Annotated in this window: 23 protein-coding genes and 1 pseudogene; 9 read left to right on the top strand and 15 right to left on the bottom strand. The window is 36.7% G+C overall.

The features are described from left to right. Positions 1 to 32: 32 nt before the first annotated feature. Entirely contained in the window at positions 33 to 677 is a 645-nt protein-coding gene (locus AC0L8O_RS01300) for a hypothetical protein (protein WP_473446286.1), read from the top strand. Between the two features lie 68 nt (positions 678 to 745). Here the strand turns inward: AC0L8O_RS01300 and AC0L8O_RS01295 are convergent, their stop codons facing one another. Together AC0L8O_RS01295 and AC0L8O_RS01290 are read right to left on the bottom strand one after the other, a co-directional pair. Next, on the bottom strand, positions 746 to 1,660 hold the full coding sequence (locus AC0L8O_RS01295; RefSeq protein WP_473446285.1) for an NAD(P)/FAD-dependent oxidoreductase: 915 nt from the start codon (positions 1,658 to 1,660) through the stop codon (positions 746 to 748). A gap of 78 nt (positions 1,661 to 1,738) precedes the next feature. After that, positions 1,739 to 2,179: an Rrf2 family transcriptional regulator gene (locus AC0L8O_RS01290; protein WP_473446284.1), complete on the bottom strand. Its 441-nt coding sequence runs from the start codon at positions 2,177 to 2,179 to the stop codon at positions 1,739 to 1,741. Positions 2,180 to 2,951: 772 nt separating this feature from the next. Between AC0L8O_RS01290 and AC0L8O_RS01285 the strand changes: the two genes are divergently transcribed. Together AC0L8O_RS01285 and AC0L8O_RS01280 are read left to right on the top strand one after the other, a co-directional pair. Beyond that, positions 2,952 to 3,608 (top strand): GntR family transcriptional regulator, encoded by a 657-nt coding sequence (locus tag AC0L8O_RS01285; protein ID WP_473446283.1) that lies wholly within the window; start codon positions 2,952 to 2,954, stop codon positions 3,606 to 3,608. Positions 3,609 to 3,695: 87 nt separating this feature from the next. Next, positions 3,696 to 4,466: an SDR family NAD(P)-dependent oxidoreductase gene (locus tag AC0L8O_RS01280; protein ID WP_473446282.1), complete on the top strand. Its 771-nt coding sequence runs from the start codon at positions 3,696 to 3,698 to the stop codon at positions 4,464 to 4,466. 189 nt (positions 4,467 to 4,655) lie between these two features. Here AC0L8O_RS01280 and AC0L8O_RS01275 read toward each other — a convergent pair whose 3' ends face one another. Continuing rightward, positions 4,656 to 5,018, bottom strand: a complete 363-nt coding sequence (locus tag AC0L8O_RS01275) for a hypothetical protein (RefSeq protein ID WP_473446281.1) — start codon at positions 5,016 to 5,018, stop codon at positions 4,656 to 4,658. A 264-nt stretch (positions 5,019 to 5,282) separates the two neighbouring features. On the opposite strand from AC0L8O_RS01275, the gene AC0L8O_RS01270 reads away from it, so the two are divergent. Then, positions 5,283 to 6,239: a glycerophosphodiester phosphodiesterase family protein gene (locus AC0L8O_RS01270; protein WP_473448567.1), complete on the top strand. Its 957-nt coding sequence runs from the start codon at positions 5,283 to 5,285 to the stop codon at positions 6,237 to 6,239. A gap of 367 nt (positions 6,240 to 6,606) precedes the next feature. On the opposite strand, the gene hxlA is transcribed toward AC0L8O_RS01270, so the two are convergent. From hxlA to AC0L8O_RS01225, 9 genes and pseudogenes are all read right to left on the bottom strand, one after another. Continuing rightward, complete coding sequence (hxlA, locus tag AC0L8O_RS01265) at positions 6,607 to 7,218, bottom strand: 3-hexulose-6-phosphate synthase (protein ID WP_473446279.1); 612 nt, start codon at positions 7,216 to 7,218, stop codon at positions 6,607 to 6,609. 71 nt (positions 7,219 to 7,289) lie between these two features. Beyond that, positions 7,290 to 8,240, bottom strand: a complete 951-nt coding sequence (locus AC0L8O_RS01260) for a sugar kinase (protein ID WP_473446278.1) — start codon at positions 8,238 to 8,240, stop codon at positions 7,290 to 7,292. 87 nt (positions 8,241 to 8,327) lie between these two features. Then, a pseudogene (rpiA, locus tag AC0L8O_RS01255) lies at positions 8,328 to 8,998 on the bottom strand (ribose-5-phosphate isomerase RpiA). Between the two features lie 17 nt (positions 8,999 to 9,015). Further along, a complete protein-coding gene (locus tag AC0L8O_RS01250; protein WP_473446277.1) occupies positions 9,016 to 10,302 on the bottom strand; it encodes a TRAP transporter large permease in 1,287 nt (428 codons plus the stop codon). Beyond that, positions 10,302 to 10,787, bottom strand: coding sequence for a TRAP transporter small permease (locus AC0L8O_RS01245; RefSeq protein WP_473446276.1), 486 nt, complete (start codon positions 10,785 to 10,787; stop codon positions 10,302 to 10,304). The genes AC0L8O_RS01250 and AC0L8O_RS01245 overlap by 1 nt, the downstream gene beginning before the upstream one ends. A gap of 17 nt (positions 10,788 to 10,804) precedes the next feature. After that, a complete protein-coding gene (locus AC0L8O_RS01240; protein ID WP_473446275.1) occupies positions 10,805 to 11,827 on the bottom strand; it encodes a TRAP transporter substrate-binding protein in 1,023 nt (340 codons plus the stop codon). 20 nt (positions 11,828 to 11,847) lie between these two features. Further along, positions 11,848 to 12,480, bottom strand: a complete 633-nt coding sequence (locus tag AC0L8O_RS01235; protein WP_473446274.1) for a bifunctional 4-hydroxy-2-oxoglutarate aldolase/2-dehydro-3-deoxy-phosphogluconate aldolase — start codon at positions 12,478 to 12,480, stop codon at positions 11,848 to 11,850. Positions 12,481 to 12,496: 16 nt separating this feature from the next. Continuing rightward, on the bottom strand, positions 12,497 to 13,054 hold the full coding sequence (gene hxlB, locus AC0L8O_RS01230) for a 6-phospho-3-hexuloisomerase (protein ID WP_473446273.1): 558 nt from the start codon (positions 13,052 to 13,054) through the stop codon (positions 12,497 to 12,499). A 24-nt stretch (positions 13,055 to 13,078) separates the two neighbouring features. Then, complete coding sequence (locus AC0L8O_RS01225; protein ID WP_473446272.1) at positions 13,079 to 14,083, bottom strand: LacI family DNA-binding transcriptional regulator; 1,005 nt, start codon at positions 14,081 to 14,083, stop codon at positions 13,079 to 13,081. Positions 14,084 to 14,329: 246 nt separating this feature from the next. Between AC0L8O_RS01225 and AC0L8O_RS01220 the strand changes: the two genes are divergently transcribed. Then, positions 14,330 to 15,049 (top strand): sugar phosphate isomerase/epimerase family protein, encoded by a 720-nt coding sequence (locus AC0L8O_RS01220; protein ID WP_473446271.1) that lies wholly within the window; start codon positions 14,330 to 14,332, stop codon positions 15,047 to 15,049. Positions 15,050 to 15,146: 97 nt separating this feature from the next. Here AC0L8O_RS01220 and AC0L8O_RS01215 read toward each other — a convergent pair whose 3' ends face one another. Both AC0L8O_RS01215 and AC0L8O_RS01210 read right to left on the bottom strand, forming a co-directional pair. After that, on the bottom strand, positions 15,147 to 15,350 hold the full coding sequence (locus tag AC0L8O_RS01215) for a hypothetical protein (protein WP_473446270.1): 204 nt from the start codon (positions 15,348 to 15,350) through the stop codon (positions 15,147 to 15,149). After that, positions 15,343 to 16,029 (bottom strand): aldose epimerase family protein, encoded by a 687-nt coding sequence (locus tag AC0L8O_RS01210; protein WP_473446269.1) that lies wholly within the window; start codon positions 16,027 to 16,029, stop codon positions 15,343 to 15,345. Before AC0L8O_RS01210 ends, AC0L8O_RS01215 begins: the two co-directional genes overlap by 8 nt. 145 nt (positions 16,030 to 16,174) lie before the next feature. On the opposite strand from AC0L8O_RS01210, the gene AC0L8O_RS01205 reads away from it, so the two are divergent. The 4 genes from AC0L8O_RS01205 to AC0L8O_RS01190 all read left to right on the top strand — a co-directional run bounded on the left by AC0L8O_RS01205 (position 16,175) and on the right by AC0L8O_RS01190 (position 17,846). Beyond that, a complete protein-coding gene (locus AC0L8O_RS01205) occupies positions 16,175 to 16,555 on the top strand; it encodes a group-specific protein (protein WP_473446268.1) in 381 nt (126 codons plus the stop codon). Positions 16,556 to 16,571: 16 nt separating this feature from the next. Further along, the gene (locus tag AC0L8O_RS01200) at positions 16,572 to 17,087 is read left to right on the top strand and encodes an RNA polymerase sigma factor (RefSeq protein WP_473448564.1); all 516 of its coding nucleotides are present in this window, start codon (positions 16,572 to 16,574) and stop codon (positions 17,085 to 17,087) included. Then, positions 17,068 to 17,310, top strand: a complete 243-nt coding sequence (locus tag AC0L8O_RS01195; RefSeq protein WP_473446267.1) for a hypothetical protein — start codon at positions 17,068 to 17,070, stop codon at positions 17,308 to 17,310. The genes AC0L8O_RS01200 and AC0L8O_RS01195 overlap by 20 nt, the downstream gene beginning before the upstream one ends. 251 nt (positions 17,311 to 17,561) lie before the next feature. Further along, positions 17,562 to 17,846 (top strand): hypothetical protein, encoded by a 285-nt coding sequence (locus AC0L8O_RS01190; RefSeq protein ID WP_473446266.1) that lies wholly within the window; start codon positions 17,562 to 17,564, stop codon positions 17,844 to 17,846. A 64-nt stretch (positions 17,847 to 17,910) separates the two neighbouring features. Here AC0L8O_RS01190 and AC0L8O_RS01185 read toward each other — a convergent pair whose 3' ends face one another. Beyond that, entirely contained in the window at positions 17,911 to 18,282 is a 372-nt protein-coding gene (locus tag AC0L8O_RS01185) for an iron chaperone (RefSeq protein ID WP_473446265.1), read from the bottom strand. Positions 18,283 to 18,467 lie beyond the last annotated feature (185 nt).

Here is an 18,467-nt window from a genome sequence, read left to right as displayed (position 1 = left end):
TCGAAAAAGATAAGATAAAGAGGGTGAAGATATTGAAGATGAACGAAGCCGTAGAGATGCTCACAAAAGCAGGAGTCTCTGAAAATATAAGAACACTTACCATCAGAAAATGGATAAAAGAAGGGAAAATCACATCGGATGATACAAATGGGGCCAGCATCGATCACCAAAGCACTGAACCGCTGCACCATCGTTTACGAGATGAGAAAAAAGAAATGATTAGACAGTTTCAATCACAATTAAAAGTACAAGAAGGATATATTGAGGGTATCAAAGCTCTTCATGAAAACTCTATAAAGCAAAGAGAACAGTTACATCAGGAAATTTCACTTCTCAAAAAAGAAAAGAATGATCTACAAGAGGAAGTAAATTCTTTGCAAAAAGAAAATATCCGACTAAGAAATGAAATCATTCAGCTCAAAGAACATTCCATACATACTAATTCTAGTAAAACTCAAGAGCCAAAAAAGGAAACAGCCCCTCTACAAATACGTTTTCCATTACAGGATTATCGTGATAAATTAGGTCTATCAAAAGTGTCTGGAAAAAAAGAAGTAATGAGTGCCTATAAAGAATTATTGAAGCTATCCCATCCCGATCATGGCGGACAGCTTAAATCCTTTCAATACATTAAAGCAGATTTTGATCAGTTTAAGAAGGATTTTAAAACTAGATAAGGGATCAAAAAAGAATGGGAAGCAGAGTAATATACCGCTTCCCAAGTCCTTTAACATTATGACATCCTTTAGAATTCCCCTGAAGTAAATTCCTTCATTATCAAATCATGATTGATGCCAGCTGCTGCTCGAACACCTTGGCCTGCTGCGATGATTAGTTGTGAAGGGCCGAAAAATGTGGTTTCACCTGCAGCATACACTCCCTCAATATTTGTTCTGCCAAGATCATCAACAATAATTCCATTCGTATGATTCAGCTCACACCCAAGAGAGATAGCTAGGTTATTTGGCTGCTGAAGATCAGTTGTAACAAAACCGCCAACTCGGTTCATCGTTGTACCGTCCTCAAAAATTACTTTCTCTAATTTGCCATTTGATCCTGATAATGTTTCAATTCTCTCTTTCTTTATGATCAACCCTTTCCTTTTAAGAAGGAGTTCATCTTCTTCTTCTAGAACTGACTTACCGTTTGTACACACAACTAAGTCATGACTCCATTGATAAATCATTTTTGCCAAGTGAGTGGTATTGCTATTTTCACCGATTAATACTAGTGGTTGATCTCTCAATTCCCAGCCGTCACAATATGGACAACTAAAGAGGCTCTTTCCATAGTACTCGTTAATTCCTTTTATACTCGGTAAACTCTCTTTAAGACCTGTTGTTAACATTACCTTTTTGCTTGTAAACATTTTTCCTTCTTCAGTCGTTACTGTAAATAGATTACTGCTTTCCTTCTTGATTTCAACTATCTTTACTCTCTCTACTTTTACTGATGGATACTTACGAATATCTTGATGTGCCAACTCCCTGAATTCACTAGGTGAAACACCATCTCTTGTAATAAAGCCATGTGATTTTTGAGTAACTTTATTTCTTGCTTGATTATTGTCAAACAATACAACTTTTCTCTTTGCTCTCCCTAAGACAAGAGCAGCATTTAAGCCAGAAGGTCCTCCACCGATAATGGCACAATCTAACATTTATTTTCCTCCTCATACTAAATATTCTTTTATTGTAGATATTATAGATATTTATAATCTTTAATTAGATTAAAAAATTTAGTTTGCGATAGAATTTATATTTTCGGCCATTTTTCCATCGACCTTTTTGACCAGATCTTCAATCGTTTGTGACCCTAGATAATCCTCCATCTTTCGTTCGGCTTCATTCATTACTTTTTCAATTAAGCAATTTTCCCGATTATGTTGGGTATGTTCTAAGCTGCAATTGAATAATGATGATGTTCCTTCGATGGCGTGGATGATATCCAGGAAAGAGATCTCTTTCACATCTTTTATTAATTTATATCCACCGTTCACACCCGTAACAGATTCAATAAAACCGGACTTAACTAAAGTTGTTAATACTTTTGACAAATAAGTTGGCGAAACCTTTTGTACCTCTGCTAAAGGCTTTACCCCAATTGTTTTTCCAGATGGTAGTAGTGCCAAATAAACAATTGTATGGAGGGCATAATTTGTTGCTTTGGAATATTTCATGTTTTTCACCTCTAATTAAAGACTTAACGAATCTATAATATCTTCAATAGTTGTATAAATCAAGTAGCTGTGTTGAATATATACCATCAATGAATAAAATCTATTCTCCCGTAAACCCTAAAAAAAAACCTAAGGATGATTAAGTTGATAGCTACTGTTTTTAGAATAGTAAACGCAATCTTACTGTGGGCGCTTGTCATCAAGTTTCTACCGAAACAATCTTTTTCAAGATATTTGCCTGTCACATTATTCTGTTCTTGTCTTCTATTAATCCAAACACTCCTTAACCCCATTTTCAATTGGTGGAAGGTAAAAGGCGGAACAAAGTATATGGTATTTGATGCGTTAGCATTTATTTTTGGACCGTTTTTCACTATTAATTTGTGGGTATTTCATTTTACATATGGCAAGTTTTCTTTGTATGCACTTTGTAATTTTATGATGGATGTGATTTTTGCTTATGTCTTTAGTCCAATTTTCCAAAAGATTGGTCATTACAAATTAAACAAATTTAATTCTACAACCCTTTTCTGTATTTCTTTCTCGCTCGCTCTTTTGAATTATGGTTTTCAAAAATTGATGGAAAAAACAGATTCCAGCGACTCTATTTAATTTAATAAATAATTAGTCTATCTTCTCTCATTTATCAAACCGTCTTGAAATAATATAGGCGGTTTTTATATTCCAATCATCTCTTACTCCAAAATACTTTATTCTAGTAAATATGCTAAAATTAACCTTACAGATCCTAAATTGTTATGGAGTGAAGAAGTTGTCAAGAAACACCTCCCCTTTTTATAGTGCTAATAATCAATTTGGTGAATCATTACCAGAACAGATTGCTAAATACATATTAGAAAAAATAATGAAGGGTGAAATTGGTCCGGGACATAAAATTGTCGAAGAGTATGTTGCCCAAGAACTGAAAACAAGTCGTGCACCTGTAAGGGAAGCATTATATTTATTGCAGATAAGTAATATTGTCGAAAGAATTCCAAGAAAAGGAACTCTCGTTAAATCTTTTTCGACCATTGAAATAAGGGAATATACAGAAGTTATGATAGGGCTTATTCAAATGGCTTTAGAGTTTTCTAAAGGAAAATGGACTAAGGATTCTCTTCAATCACTAGATGAAACACTTAATCTTATGTCTAATAAGTTTCGCGCAGGTGAATTACTAGCTTATCAAGAGTCTTCAAGCATATTAACGAAGTATCTTTTCGAAGTTGCCGGTAATAAGGCTCTTAGTAAATTTTATGATGAATCTGTATATATTCTTAATGTATTTGCTAAGGTTAAATGGACCAATGAAACGATGAATCATTTCCATCCAAAGATGTTAGAAGTAGTCTCCTGCATAAAAGAAAATAATATTGATCAAGCAAAGGAAATCATTCCGGCATTATTACTTGATACCTTAACAGAATAGAAGGTTTACCCTTCTTAAACAAAATTGTCGACAATCGACACCCTTAGCGTTATCATATTTATAACAAACCTAAAGGGGGAAATAGACATGAGTTTTAAAGAAAAAGTTGTATTAATTACAGGAGCAGCTAATGGAATTGGACTTGCGGCAGCAAAAGCTTTTGCCGCTGAAGGAGCAAAGTTAGCTCTGGTTGATTTAAAATTAGATGCGTTGGAAAAGGCTGCTAGCTCAATTAAAGCAGATGATGTTTTATTATTAGCGGCTGATGTATCCAAAGAAGAAGAAGTTCAACAATATGTTGCGGAAACAAAAAATAAATATGGACAAATCGATGTCTTTATTAATAACGCCGGTATTAACGGAAAATTCGGCTTGTTAGATGAACAAACTGTGGACAATTATCAAGCAGTCTTTGGTGTTAATGTTCTTGGTGCATTCCTTGGATTGAAGTATGTCTTACCTATTATGAAGAAACAAAAAAGTGGTGCAATTGTAAATACAGCATCAAACGGTGGTTTACTAGGAGCACCTGGTATGGGGCTTTATGTCGCTTCTAAACACGCGGTATTAGGCTTAAACAAAACAGCTGCACTAGAAGCTGCCGATTATGGCGTTCGGGTAAATGCTGTAGCTCCATCAGGAGTAGATACACAAATGATGAAATCGATTGAAACAAATGCTATGCCAGGGAAAGAAGATGAAGCGCGCACTGCATTTGAAAACAGTGTTCCTTTGAAACGCTACTCAACTCCTGAAGAAATTGCAGATCTCATGGTTTTCCTTTCTTCTGATAAAGCTTCCTTCATTTCCGGATCTTATTATCGAATTGATGGTGGACAAGGAGCTACATCAGCTTAATCATATATTTTGCTAAGAAGCACACCTCTTTACGAGATGTGCTTTTTCTCTCCCTTTCACCTTACATGGATCCCTGAGGTTTACTAAGTGAGCGGAAGCTTTTTATTTTCTCTACCAAATACTGAAAACCATATAATAGATATGCCTTATAGTGGATATAGAAAAAAAACTGTATACGATTCAACCTGTTTAGGCGTATAATCTTGAACTTTTTAAAATATCCATAACGATAAAAGCAAAAATTCCATCTGCAATCGCATTAAGCATAATATACTTTTTAAAGTTTCCATATGAAACCTTTAATAACCACATGGAAAGAGGCATATAGGGACCGATACTAAAAGGGAGTTCATCTTTTACGAATAATTTCTTCTTATCATAAAACTTCCACCAACCTCTCTTATTCCCATACAAATGATTGATGATTTCAAACAGAACCACAAAAATACCAGCCCATGTAAACCGCTTAAACGTTTTCTTTCCTATGAATAACAGTGTTAACCATGGAAAGATAATGATTGATAGATTAAATAGCAAATGCCTCTTAGTCATAAAATAACACCACCTTATCCTTTTCACTCTCATACAGAATATCCAAAATCCACTAAAAACAACGCTTGATAAAGGATTTATTATAAAAAGGTAAAAATCAGAGTCAAGATTAAGCAATATCTTTAATTATTCATAAACTTATTATTCTTCAGTCATTGAGAAGTAAATAAAAATCGATATCATTATATAAGCGGTCCGACCTTATCTTACCCATATGAAGGAGCAGAAAAAGTGAAATTCAAAAGAGCATTAAAACGATTCACTATGTTTTTCATTCTATTGGTTTTATTTATTTTTCTTAATAACAGTTCTATGTTTACAAAAGGTCGTGAAGATGTTGATCCTTTCCTGCTTGCCCACAGAGGACTTGGACAAACATTTAGTATGGAAGGAATTGAAGGAGATACATGTACAGCAGAGCGAATCTATGAACCCGAGCATCCTTACCTTGAGAACACCATTCCTTCAATGGAAGCAGCATTTGATGCCGGAGCCGATATGGTTGAGTTTGATATAAAGCCCACAAAAGATGGACAGTTTGCCGTTTTCCATGATTGGACACTAGAATGCCGAACAAATGTTGAAGGAACAACAAAAGACTATACAATGGCAGAATTAAAGAAAATTGATATTGGCTATGGATACACAGCTGATAATGGAAACAGCTATCCATTTCGAGGAAAGGGTGTAGGACTCATGCCTTCTTTACAGGAGGTCTTGTCCCACTTTCCAAATGAGTCATTTTTAATCCACATTAAAAGTAATGACCCGAAAGAGGGAATACAACTGGCTGAATATCTATCTAAGCTACCGAAAGAACGCTTAACCCAATTGACCATTTACGGAGGGGATGAACCGAATGCATCTGTAAAAGAACAAATTCCTGAGTTACGTGTCATGTCAATGGCTACGATGAAAAGCTGTATGATTCCTTATATTGCTTTTGGCTGGACAGGTTATATTCCTTCCTCTTGTGAACATACACAATTACATTTACCTGAACGTATTGCTCCTTGGATTTGGGGATGGTCAGATAAATTCTTAAACCGAATGGAAAGCGTTGATACACAGGTTATGATTGTTGCAGGTGGTGGAGGCTGGTCAGAAGGATTTGATCATCCACAAGATTTAGAAAGACTACCTTCCAACTATACAGGTGGCATATGGACAAATCGCATTGATAAGATTGCCCCAGTTTTTGAAGATGAATCCAAAGATTAATCGCTGAAGAACAAGCCTAACTATTACACCAAAACTCTTACTTATATATCTAGTAGGAGTCTTGGTGTTTTTAGTTCCATTGCTCTTACTGTCCTTAATCCCTTAGGGAATTATATAGCAATAAAGAAATGCGCAAGCGCATTGATCAGCCCCGACAAGCATAAGACGTAAATGAATAGAAGACGTTCTTTGACTTCAATTCATTTACGTCTTATGACCTCGAGGGGCTAGGCGCTGGAGCTGGACACTAACACTAAGTACATAACTTTGTACTTTCTTACCTGTTAAAAAAGTTCTGTAGAACAGAACTTGCTCTACAGAACCTATTTAAGAATCCATTTCACTGTATGGTTTCTGGCACCAGCATCTATATTCCCTTCATTTTTGCGGCTGCGAGTGCTGGTTTTTCTGCTCCTGTGATGAAGCTGCCGGCAATGATAATATCCGGTTGATGTGAAGAAATCACATGGATGTTTTCTAAATTAATTCCCCCTGCAACGGCAACTTCAAAATCGAAGCCCTGAACAAGGGAAAACAATGTTGTATTAAACGCTTCTTCCGTTTGCTTATCCTTTCCAACATGCAGACTGACAAGCTTTACACCGAGTTCTTTAAGCTCTGCAATTCGCTCTCTAGAATGAACCTCTAATAAATCAATCATGATTTGCTTTCCCATTTCTTTTGCGACCTGTAATGTATCTTTAATCGTCAAATCAGATGAGAAGGCCATAACGGTCGTCATATCGGCTCCTGCTTCAAATGCTTGGCGTGCTTCGTGTTTTCCCGCGTCACATGTCTTCATATCAGCAAGGATTAACTTATCAGGGAAAAGTGAACGCATTTCCCTAATAATTGACATCCCGTACTCTTTAATAACCCCTGTTCCTACCTCAATGATATCAATGCTGTTTTCTGTTTCCTTCGCGATGCGAATGCAATCCTCTTTGGTTAGGCGATCTAATGCTAACTGTAAGTTCATTTTAACACCTCATTTTATCTGTTGTCCCAGGTCCGTCGTCCAATTTTCAAATGAAGCTGCCACCTAGATCTTTATCTTTCAATCCGTTCTACTTCTCCAAGCTTTGCCTGAACATCTACCATATATGGCAATCCCTCATTATCACCTTTGACACTGACAACCATCGAACCAATCGTGTTGGCGAAGTGAAGTGTTTTCTCAAGGGACCAATCATGTAAAATCCCATAAATGATGCCAGCATTAAAGCCATCCCCTGCACCAACCGTGTCGACCACCTTAGATGCCTTCACAGGAGCTGACGTTACTATTTCACCATTAAAATAACCGACAGACCCTTTATCACCTTGCTTAATGGCAATAAAAGAAATACCTAAGTCTTTCACTTTTTTTATAATGGCCGACGGGTCCTTTTCACCGATCATAATCTCCATCTCTTCGTCACCGGCAAGTAAAATATCAACATGTGGCAAAATCTCTGATAACACGTTTCGTGCTTTTTCCTTACTCCACATACGAAGTCGGATATTAGGGTCGAAGGAGATTTTTAAACCATTCCTTTTTGCAAGCTCAATAGCCTTGTGAATAACTTCAATATTCCTCTCCCCAATGGCAGGATAGATGCCTGTAATGTGTAAAATTTTTGCTTGTTTGAAATACGCCTCATCTAAATCATCGGGTGTCATCGTGAGAGTCGGAGATTTGTCCCTGTAATAAAAGGTCCGGACATTCCCATCTTCCATAATCTCTTTAAAATTTAAGGAGGTCGGATACCCATCAACAAACTCTACTTTGGAGACATCGATTCCTTCTCCACGGGTAAAATTGAGAATGTAGCTACCAAACTCATCGTTTCCTAACCTGCTAATATACCCTGCTTTTAATCCTAGGCGCGCACAGCCAATCGCTAAATTTAGCTCCGCCCCGCCAATTTTCTTTTCAAAACCATTAACAAACTTCATCGGTCCCGTTGCAGTTGGGTTAAGAACAACCATTGCCTCCCCAACCGTAATGACATCCTTCATTCTGATTCCTCCAAACACTTTTTCCGTTTATCTAAGAAGATGAAAGCTTCTCCCTTTGGCACCATTGAATCAAAAGGAAACCGCCTATTAAGTTCTTGAATACAGTTCTATTTCTCCATTTCGGGCAACAATCACCTTATCTGCCATTTCAGCAAATATCCCTGTATCTATTACACCAACCATCTGAATCAACTTTTCATGTAAGGTTACCGCATCATCGATTGGCCCAAAGGAGCAATCGATGATGTAATTTCCGTTATCCGATACAAAGATTTGATCGTCTTTCCTTCTTAAAGTTGAAGTCCCTCCAAGCTTTTTTATATTCTCTACAGTCACTTCAAATCCAAATGGAAGAACTTCTATTGGAAGTGGAAAAGTTCCTAGCTGTGAGACCATTTTCGATGCATCGGCAATGATGATCAATTCATCAGCACAAGCATCGACTACTTTTTCTCTAACTAGTGAACCTCCGCCCCCTTTATTAGGTTCAAAGAGCGATCAATTTCATCAGCTCCATCAATGGCCAAATCAATATGTGTAGTTGCCGAAAAATCAATTAGCGGAATTCCAAGTTCTTTCGCCAATTTTTCTGTTTTTTTAGAGGAAGGAATTCCTTGAATTTGAAGTCCTTCTTTAACCCGTACGCTCAGCTTCTGAAGAAACCAATTGACCGTAGATCCTGACCCCAAACCAAGCGTCATTCCATTTTTCACGTACTTTACGGCTTCTTCTGCCGCAACGACTTTATCAACCTTCATAAAAAAATACACCTCTTTTAAAATAATCCTGGATTAATAGCTTTTGGAATGAAAAATGCAATATCCGGGAAAAATGCAATAAATAACAAGACGATAACGATAATGACAATATACGGAATGACCGCTACAAAGGACTTTTCAATTGACATGTCACCAATTTTTGCTGCAAGTAAAAGACAGAGACCATATGGCGGTGTAATCAAACCAACAGCTAGAGTAATAACAACAATTAACCCTAAGTGGACCGGGTCAATTCCAAATTCCAAGGCTGTTGGCAAAATCACAGGGACGAATAATATCATAGCTGGTATTGCATCCATAAATGTTCCAATAAACAGGAAGAACGCAATAACAATAACGATAAACAACCATTCTGCACCAACATTATTCGTAAAAAATTCCTGAGCTATTGTTCCTAATTGGTAATAACTCATTAATTCCCCAAGTGCACTTGCACAGGCCAATGCGAATAGTGACAGAGAACTTAATGACAACGTATCCATTAAAATTTTCGGCAAATCTTTCACTTTTAACGTTTTATAATAAAACATACAAACAATTAAGGTGTACAGTGATGCAACAGCTGCAGCTTCTGTAGCAGTAAAGAATCCTGTAATGATTCCTCCAATAATAATAATTGGAGTGAGTAACGCAGGTATTGCTTCAATGAACAACTTTGCAAATTCTTTCACTTCTACACGTTCAGAACGCGGGAATTTTTTCTTCACTGCAAGGATATAAACAAAAACCATCATGCCAACCCCAATTAAGATTCCCGGTATAATTCCGCCAAGGAATAATGCACCAATGGAGGCATTTGTTAAACCAGCAAAGATAATCATTGGAATACTAGGAGGGATGACAACACCTACCGTTGAAGATGCAGCAGTAACCCCAACAGCCATTTCTTTGTCATAGCCTTTTTTGAGCATGCTCGGAATAAGAATCTTACCAACACCGGCTGTATCTGCTTGCGAGGCGCCGGATACACCTGCAAACATCATCGATACAAGAATATTCGCATGGGCCAATCCCCCACGAATTGGTCCAACAAGTGCAAGTGCCAGGTTAATTAGCTTTTCAGATATTTTCCCGGAGTTCATTAAGTTTGCCGCAAGAATAAATAATGGTACCGCTAACAAGACGAATGAATCGAGACCATTGACCATTTTCATTGGTACAGTGGCTTCAGGAGTGTAAGGGATTCCAAATATACCAAGTAATGCGACGATTCCGATAACAAAGGCAATTGGTACACCGATTAACATTAAGAAAATAAATAATCCAAGAAGTAAAAATCCCATTATCCTCTTACCTCCTTCGCTTTTTGTGATTGAATATGATGAATCAAATGAGAGACAGAGTAAATGATCATGGTCCCAGCCATAATCGGAATGGCAATCCAAATGTATCCCATTTTCATGTCAGGAAGTGTTGCCCATGTGTAATTCCAAAACTCTTTTACGACGATCAATCCAAGAAAGAAAATACAAACATTAAATGCAATTAAAACAAGGTCATTAAAAACATTGAGGGATACTTTCTTTTTTCCTGTTAACTTTCTGATGATAAAGTCAAAGTTAAAATGTTCACGACGATTTACCATCACGGCTGCTCCCATGAAAATTGCCCAAATAAAGGAATAGTTTGCAACCTCTTCAGTCCAGAGTATGGATATTCCTAAATGTCTTGTAATGATTTGCAGTAAAATCACTAAAAAGAACACTGTTAAGAATAAAATACCGATCGTAATTTGTAGTTTTTCAAGTGCCTGCACAAAACGCTTCATCCCTATACCCCCTTAGATTATTCCAAATCAATAATCTTCTGTAGTAAATCTTCTACTTCGATTTCTTTAGCCAAATCTTCTAAAATTGGTCTGGCGATATCAATAAATGGCTGTGTATTAATTTCATTTACAACCGCTCCTTCGGCAACGGCCTTTTCCTTGTATTCTATATCTTGCGAATTAGTAGCCTCACGCTCTGCTTTCACTGAAGCTTCCGCTGCATTTAGTAAAATTTCTTGATGTTCTTCAGAATAATGATCAAATTTTTCCCCATTGATTAATAAAAATCGAGTAGTGTAGTCATGTCCGGTTTCGGTAATGTACTTCCCGTTTGGTGTTGTGTGATGAGATTGTTGGACAAAGAAAGGGTAAGCGTTTTCAGAAGAATCAACAACGTCCTGCTGTAACCCTTGATATAGCTCTCCCCAAGAGATTCCTGATGGAATTGCTCCAGTTGCTTCCCAGAAGTCGGAGACAACACCTGATGTTTGTGTTCTTAATGAAACACCTTTTAGGTCCTCAACGCTGTTCAGCGGTTTCTTTCCATAATAATGTCGAACACCTGCAGACCAATAACCTAATAGTTTAAAAGAATTATTAGATTTCTCGTTAATGATTTCTGCCATCTCTTTTCCCACTTCTCCATCCACAGCGCTTAGCCAATGGTCATAGCTTGTAAACAGGTAGGGTGCAGAAAATAAATCTACTTCTCTAATTCCTGTTTGGGTCATAAATCCAGGGGAAACGAGTACCACATCTGCAGCACCTAATTGAAGTTTTTCAACAAGCTGTGATTCCTCTGTTCCAATTGTTCCTGCATGTACTTCGACTTCAATACTTCCATTTGATTCGCGCTCCGCCACCTCTTTAAACTTCAACATTCCTGTTTGATAAGGATTGTCTGGAGACGTTTGATTATGTGCAGCGATTATTTTAATTTTGCCATCTCCATTTGTTTCAACTGCTGTATTATTACACCCAGTTAATAGACCAATGGTTACAATAACGAGTAATAGAAAAGTATAATTAGATTTCAGCATGTTCCCATCCCCCTTATGCTTTAGCTTTTTGCCACCTTAGCAACATATTGCTTGGCGCGCTTCGTTAATTGCTTGTAGTCATCTTCAGAATTTAACGATGATGCATTTACCAAATTACTCCCGATTCCTACTGCCTTGCAGCCCTTTGATAAATACTCATTCATATTGTCTAAGGTTATTCCGCCTGTCACCATTGCTTGAACATGTGGAAGCGGTCCTAAAATATTTTTTACATAATTTGGTCCAAACGCATCTGCCGGGAACACTTTTACCATTTGTGCACCGTGCTCATAAGCAGTTTGGATTTCCGTTGGCGTCAAAACGCCCGGAATGTTTAAAACTCCATACCGATTGGTTAATTTCAATGTTTCGAGATTCAGTGTAGGTGATACAATGAAGGTAGCCCCTGCCATAATCACCTGACGAGCTGTTTCAGGGTCAAGCACTGTGCCTGCACCAATATTTACTTGACCCCTTACATGTTTAACGGCAGTTTCTATGACTCTAGTGACATTTGGTGTTTCCGCTGTAATTTCAACTGAAATGACTCCACCCTTTGCCAACGCTTCTAAAATCGGAACAATGTTTTCTTCGTTTGCTTTACGAATGACTGCAACAATTTTATTCTCTTTAATCACATCTATTAAACTCATTTTTTAAACCCCTTTGCTATTCTAAGTTTGCATGTTTTTGATTTAAGCTAGAATGACTTTTACCTTCCGGCTTTTGCAGTAAAAGATAAACAATAATAGCATCTAAAAGTAAATGAGCGGATTGGTCAAACTGACTTCCAAGCGGCTGAATCGTATCAGGCTCTGAAGCTAGCCGCTTTTTTGTGGCAGCAGGAATTGTAATCGTGCAATCGCTAAGCTCCCCAATAACAGAATCTTTATTCGTTGTAACCAAGGCTACTTTTGCATCAATTTCTTTTGCCATTTTAGCATATTGAACGAGAGAACCTGTGCTGCCTGAACCAGATATCGTCAGTAATAAATCCCCGGTTTCAATACTTGGAGTAATCGTTTCACCGACAACATAAACAGGATATTCACTATGCATCATTCGCATCGCAAATACTTTTCCAATTAATCCGGAACGACCTGTGCCTGCAATGAAAATACGCTTTGCGTTTTGCAGTTCATTTGCCAATTTTGCAGCTTCATTTTCGTCAACTTGCGCTAATACTCCAGAAATTTCTCCAGCAATAGTTTCAATGATTTTTTTCATCTTTGATCACCTTTCTAATAGAAATTAACAAGATTCTCGTGCAATTAAGGTTGGTTCGAAACGGTAGACTTTCGCTTGATTGATGATTTCTTTCGTTTGAATTCTTTCGAATAAGAGATTTGCTGCCTTTGCCCCCATTTCAAATGACGGTTGGGCAATGGTCGTTAATGATGGACTGTAAATATCTGCAAAAGAGACTTCATCAATCCCAATCACCCCGATTTCATCAGGAATACGCATTTGCTTTTTTTTCACATAAGTTAATAGCTCCATTAAAACGTGATCATTTGTTGCCAGAATGGCTTTAGGCGGATCTTTTAAATGGATTAATTTTTCAATCAAACTCTGCATTTCTGAAGTCTTGCCACTAACGATATATTCTTCATTAAGCGGGATTTGATACTCCTGTAAAGCGTTCTTGTACCCATTAAGTCGTTCCATACGTGGGGTAATCGCATGTTCGAAAGGTGGAGATAACAAGGCTATTTTTGAATATCCATTCTTCACCAATGTCTCAACCGCTATATATGCAGCTTTTTCATTATCTAGTAATACTGTGTTTGTTTCGATCCCTTCAATCAAGCGGTCGATAAAAACGATAGGATAGTTCTCTCTTACTAAATCCTGATATAATGCTACATTTCCACCTGTTGGAAAAGCGATAATGCCATCTACTTGCTTTGCTCTTAACATATCAATATATTTCTTCTCTTTTTCCGGTTGATTATCGGCATTACAGATAATCACATGGAAATCCTTTTCATTGCAAACATCTTCGATTGCTCGGATTACCTGTGTAGAGAAGACATGCAAAATGTTTGCAACGATGACCCCTATCGTTGTGGTTGACTTTTGTTTTAAACTTCTTGCTAAAATGTTCGGTCTATAGCCAAGAACGTTAATGGTTTCTTCGATGCGCGCTTTCGTTTGCTCTCCCATATAATCGTAGCGCTGGTTTAAATATTGGGAAACAGTACTTTTTGAAACACCAGCATGTTGGGCAACATCTGCAATCGTAACCTTTTTCATCTATTGGACTCCTAAGTAATGTAATAATTTCTATATCAATGTAAGTAAATCGGTTTAGTAAATCGATTTAGTGAAATTATAAAACAAATGTAAGCGTTTTACAACCCCTTTTTTAAAAAATAAAATAGAGAAGCAAGGAACTAAATAATGAATTTTTTTACATATTGTGGGACGCTTTCCTTCATGTTATAGTTTTGGAAACACAACTACTAAACCGGTTTAGTGATGATTCATCTAGGAGGTTGAATGATGGCGAAGGTAATTTTACCTACACTCATTTTTACTAAACCTATTTCTATTGAGAAACAGGTTACAAAAATTAAAGAATACGGCGCTGATGGAATAGAAGTACGACGGGAGTGTCTAACAGATGTCTCAACAGAATTGGAGATATTAAAACGATCGATTTCAGCTTCTAACTTGGACCCAGTTATCTATTCGGTACCGATAGAGTTATGGCAAGACTCTTATTCCCTGAATCCGATTGCAGAGACATCCATTAAGGAGGCTGCGTTTCTAAATGCTACCCATATAAAGTTTTCCCTTGGAAAGTTTGATGCGAACAAGGCTGACACAGACAGTTTTGACAAATGGCTGAATACCAATCTGCCAAAAAATTTGAAATTATTAATTGAAAACGACCAATCCACATATGGAGGAACGTTACTTCCAATCTTATCCTTTTTCCAATGGAAGAAAGAAATATCTGTCGGCATGACGTTTGATGTTGGAAATTGGACAGTCAATCAAGAGGATTGGCTTCATGCTTATCATTCATTAAACACATGGATTGAATACCTCCACTTAAAATCAGTTACAAAGTTGAAAGAAGGATGGGTAAGCATACCTCCCTCTAATGAACACTTAAAGATCCCTTTTCCAGCCTATACAGCCATTGAATTTCCATTAGCCAATCCTAATAGTGAAGCTCAACAATGGATGAACAAACTCAGAAAGAAACGCTAAAAACGCAGAGGTATTATACCTCTGCGCTTACCTTTCGGGTTTTACCCTGTTACGGTAAATCCAAACGTCATTTAACTTACAACAAAAAATTGAAATACTATAGAAACTTCATTTTATACTCGGCTTTAAAAACGCCACCCATTTCAAGCTTATTTATTCCAAGTTTATCCTCCAGTTTTCCTGATGTATGATATGTATCTGCAATGCCATACCATGGCTCAATACATACAAACGGAGCGATCGTACCATCACCATCCATATATTTTGACCATATTCCTACAAACGGAAATGCTTCAAACATGACTTCTACACCGTGGCACTGATTTAGTTGAAATCAATTTAATATGATCAATATTACTGTAAACAAGAGCATCGTCTTTAAATAGAGAATCAGAAATCTTGACCATTGAAATATCATTAGCCGTTCCTTTCTCATGAATGAGGGAATCTTTTAACTCATATTCCATCACATTCTTATTTGTAGATGGCGTAAAGTGTAAATGATAGTCCTCAATTGCTTCATTTTCTAAAAGTGGCACCTTAAATGCAGGATGTGCACCAATAGAAAAATACATATCCTCTTTGTTTTCGTTTTGAATTTCCCATTGAACAACGAGTGAATTTTCTTTAAGTTCGTAATGAATAAAGGCTTTAAATTCAAAAGGAAAAATTGATATATACTGTCCAGCAGACTCAAAAACAAAAGAAACATTTGTTTCCGATTTAGCATGCAGTTCAAATGTGACATCACGCAAAAAACCATGCTGGGACATTGAGTAGGTTTGACCATTAAATTCATATTGGTCTTCTTTTAAGCGTCCAACTATCGGAAATAAGACCGGAGCAACACGTCCCCAGTATTTGTCATCACCTGACCACATATAATCGAGTCCATTTTTCTTATGCGTTACTTTACGTACTTCTGCTCCATTGCTTAAAAACTCTACTTTCAACCAATCATTTTCAATTCCTATTACCATCTTTAAACCCTCATCTCTATCTCGTATTCGTACCCTAATTATACCCTTAACGATATATATCGCTAATAAAGAGATAAAAACTTTTTATTTTTAATGAACTTTTTTCCCTCTTCATTTGTATAGTTAGTAAAGATATTGATGGGAGATGTTAAAAATGGATACTGGTTGGATTGTTTCTCTTATTGTTGCAGGTTTTTTAATGATTTTTATTTTAGTGATTGCGATTCCAATGGATCGTAAGTATGTTGTCCGTGAAAATGGTAAAATCAACTATAAGAAAACGAAAATATATTTAAGATGGAATGTTTTTGATACACTAACCCTAGGACTATCAATATATTCCATTATTTGTGTTCAAGCTTTAAATTTTTTGGTTTCTAGTGGTGAAACCATTGAAAATGATTTTGTACAATTTTTTACAAACCAAGGACAGGTATGGACACTTGTGGCAATATTGTACTTAATAAGTAGGGTATCTATGACATTGAAAGCTATTAAGGAACGCTGGGGCGATGAGATTGAGTGAACGCGAAAACGAATTGATGATCGCTTATCAAAATGGTGATGAAGAAGCGTTAGAAAAGATTTATACCCGATTAAGACAGCCTATTTATTCGTTTATTTTTCGTTATTCTAGAGATGAGCAATTAGCCATTGATATCGTTCAAGACACATTTGTTAAATTACAGCGCTATAAGCATGACTATAATCCAAGGAAAGGCAAACTCAAGTCCTATCTATTTCAAATTGCCTATCGATTAATGATCACAAAATTAAACCGCCGTAAAAAATGGAGATCTTTACTACCCTTTCTTACTCCAATACAGAAAGAGGAATTTCTTTATATTGAAAGGATAACAATTCGGGAGGCCGTTGCGAAGCTACCTGAAGGACAACGTGAAGTTGTATTACTTTTCTACTATCACGATATGCTGCAAGAGGAAATTTCCGAAATCCTAGGAATACCAAAAGGGACAGTGAAATCAAGATTACACATGGCAATCAAACGATTAAGAGAAGAATTGGAGGAAGAGGAATATGAGACAGGATCTAAATAAAGATCATCATCTCCGTAAGAGATTAGATGAATATCACGTGGATATACCCGATTTCCCTATGAAACCTAATCGGTGGGAACGATTCATTCACTTTCTTGCTTCACCTGCAAAAGATCCACTTGATCCATTAATTTCAACATCTAATGGACTTTTAGTTCTAAAACTTGTTCCAATAATCGGAACAACTGCCATTGCATTCATACAAGTTTTACTTATTTTATAAAAGATACTAAAAAAAATCATCTTAAAGGAGTTACATCATTAGCATAAAATGGTGTACTCCTTTAAATGGACTACATGTAAAGGTTCCCCTCTTACTATACACAATGATTTTCCTCCAACCTTGCAAAAAAAAACATTACTTCTGCCATTCATATCCCTTTATATCAAAATGATAAACATTTTGACATATTTTCATGAATAACGGGAAAAGTAATCGAGATGTTTATTATACTTTTTGAAAGGGGATTACCCATGAATAATAAGTGGATTCTTATGTTAGTAGGACTAGTTTTTTCAGCGATGATTGCTGCCGGTTGTAATGCTGAACCAGATCCGGTACCTCCTGAAGATGATCAAAATCAGGTAGATCAAGAAAATGGGACAACTGATAATGATGTTAATACCGATGACAATTTACCTGGCGTTGATGAAGATGATACGATGATGAAAGATGATGAAAAAGATACAGATCCTGATCAAGAAGATCTTATTGAAGATGTAGAGGATATGGGCGATAAAAATAATAAAGACGAATAGACAATAATGATTTTTAAAAACGCATGACATTTTTATTCTGTCATGCGTTTTTTAATCAATCGTACTATTCCCGCCAAAATTTCGTATATTCCGCTTTATCCTGGATATTAAATGTAATCATTTCCTCTAGCAAATCATAGTTTACCGGTTTTTTCCAAGGAATTCGAAATAACCCTTTGGTAGCACTGTACCCAGCTTGTGCAATGTCATCGGAAAATCGTGCAATGCCTACTTCTTCGGGTGACACGCTCATATGTTGCTTCGCTGTGGAAAAGCCGATAATATATGTGCCATGATCTGTAAACATTGGGGTATTCCACTTTATTTGCCCTTCTAGATTAGGAAACCTTTCCGCAACCCATGCTAAAACTTCCTCTGTTCGCTCACGGTGATCAGGATGATCAATACCTGCTAAATATTCCGCAAAAACGTCCATATAGTTCCTCCTCCGTTATTACAATAATAATTGCTACATTTTTAAAAGTTGAGCCAGCATTTCATTTTTCCGTTTTACTTCACTGCTTTATGAACCAAATTATATCATGTTTCCCCATATATTAAATATTGTGCTAATCATTTCTGAAAATTAGTGACATATCTCCATTCCACTATAAAATTAAC

This window comes from Metabacillus sp. KJ11-3, from assembly GCF_055808295.1.
This window is presented reverse-complemented; position numbering and strand designations above follow the sequence as displayed.

Bases quoted from the DNA above. Each gene is read 5' to 3' on its own strand.
- AC0L8O_RS01295 (WP_473446285.1), bottom strand. From the start codon at position 1,660: ATGTTAGATTGTGCCATTATCGGTGGAGGACCTTCTGGCTTAAATGCT.
- AC0L8O_RS01290 (WP_473446284.1), bottom strand. From the start codon at position 2,179: ATGAAATATTCCAAAGCAACAAATTATGCCCTCCATACAATTGTTTAT.
- AC0L8O_RS01280 (WP_473446282.1), top strand. From the start codon at position 3,696: ATGAGTTTTAAAGAAAAAGTTGTATTAATTACAGGAGCAGCTAATGGA.
- AC0L8O_RS01275 (WP_473446281.1), bottom strand. From the start codon at position 5,018: ATGACTAAGAGGCATTTGCTATTTAATCTATCAATCATTATCTTTCCA.
- AC0L8O_RS01270 (WP_473448567.1), top strand. From the start codon at position 5,283: ATGTTTTTCATTCTATTGGTTTTATTTATTTTTCTTAATAACAGTTCT.
- hxlA (WP_473446279.1), bottom strand. From the start codon at position 7,218: ATGAACTTACAGTTAGCATTAGATCGCCTAACCAAAGAGGATTGCATT.
- AC0L8O_RS01260 (WP_473446278.1), bottom strand. From the start codon at position 8,240: ATGAAGGATGTCATTACGGTTGGGGAGGCAATGGTTGTTCTTAACCCA.
- AC0L8O_RS01250 (WP_473446277.1), bottom strand. From the start codon at position 10,302: ATGGGATTTTTACTTCTTGGATTATTTATTTTCTTAATGTTAATCGGT.
- AC0L8O_RS01245 (WP_473446276.1), bottom strand. From the start codon at position 10,787: ATGAAGCGTTTTGTGCAGGCACTTGAAAAACTACAAATTACGATCGGT.
- AC0L8O_RS01240 (WP_473446275.1), bottom strand. From the start codon at position 11,827: ATGCTGAAATCTAATTATACTTTTCTATTACTCGTTATTGTAACCATT.
- AC0L8O_RS01235 (WP_473446274.1), bottom strand. From the start codon at position 12,480: ATGAGTTTAATAGATGTGATTAAAGAGAATAAAATTGTTGCAGTCATT.
- hxlB (WP_473446273.1), bottom strand. From the start codon at position 13,054: ATGAAAAAAATCATTGAAACTATTGCTGGAGAAATTTCTGGAGTATTA.
- AC0L8O_RS01225 (WP_473446272.1), bottom strand. From the start codon at position 14,083: ATGAAAAAGGTTACGATTGCAGATGTTGCCCAACATGCTGGTGTTTCA.
- AC0L8O_RS01220 (WP_473446271.1), top strand. From the start codon at position 14,330: ATGATGGCGAAGGTAATTTTACCTACACTCATTTTTACTAAACCTATT.
- AC0L8O_RS01215 (WP_473446270.1), bottom strand. From the start codon at position 15,350: ATGTTTGAAGCATTTCCGTTTGTAGGAATATGGTCAAAATATATGGAT.
- AC0L8O_RS01210 (WP_473446269.1), bottom strand. From the start codon at position 16,029: ATGGTAATAGGAATTGAAAATGATTGGTTGAAAGTAGAGTTTTTAAGC.
- AC0L8O_RS01205 (WP_473446268.1), top strand. From the start codon at position 16,175: ATGTTAAAAATGGATACTGGTTGGATTGTTTCTCTTATTGTTGCAGGT.
- AC0L8O_RS01200 (WP_473448564.1), top strand. From the start codon at position 16,572: ATGATCGCTTATCAAAATGGTGATGAAGAAGCGTTAGAAAAGATTTAT.
- AC0L8O_RS01195 (WP_473446267.1), top strand. From the start codon at position 17,068: ATGAGACAGGATCTAAATAAAGATCATCATCTCCGTAAGAGATTAGAT.
- AC0L8O_RS01190 (WP_473446266.1), top strand. From the start codon at position 17,562: ATGAATAATAAGTGGATTCTTATGTTAGTAGGACTAGTTTTTTCAGCG.
- AC0L8O_RS01185 (WP_473446265.1), bottom strand. From the start codon at position 18,282: ATGGACGTTTTTGCGGAATATTTAGCAGGTATTGATCATCCTGATCAC.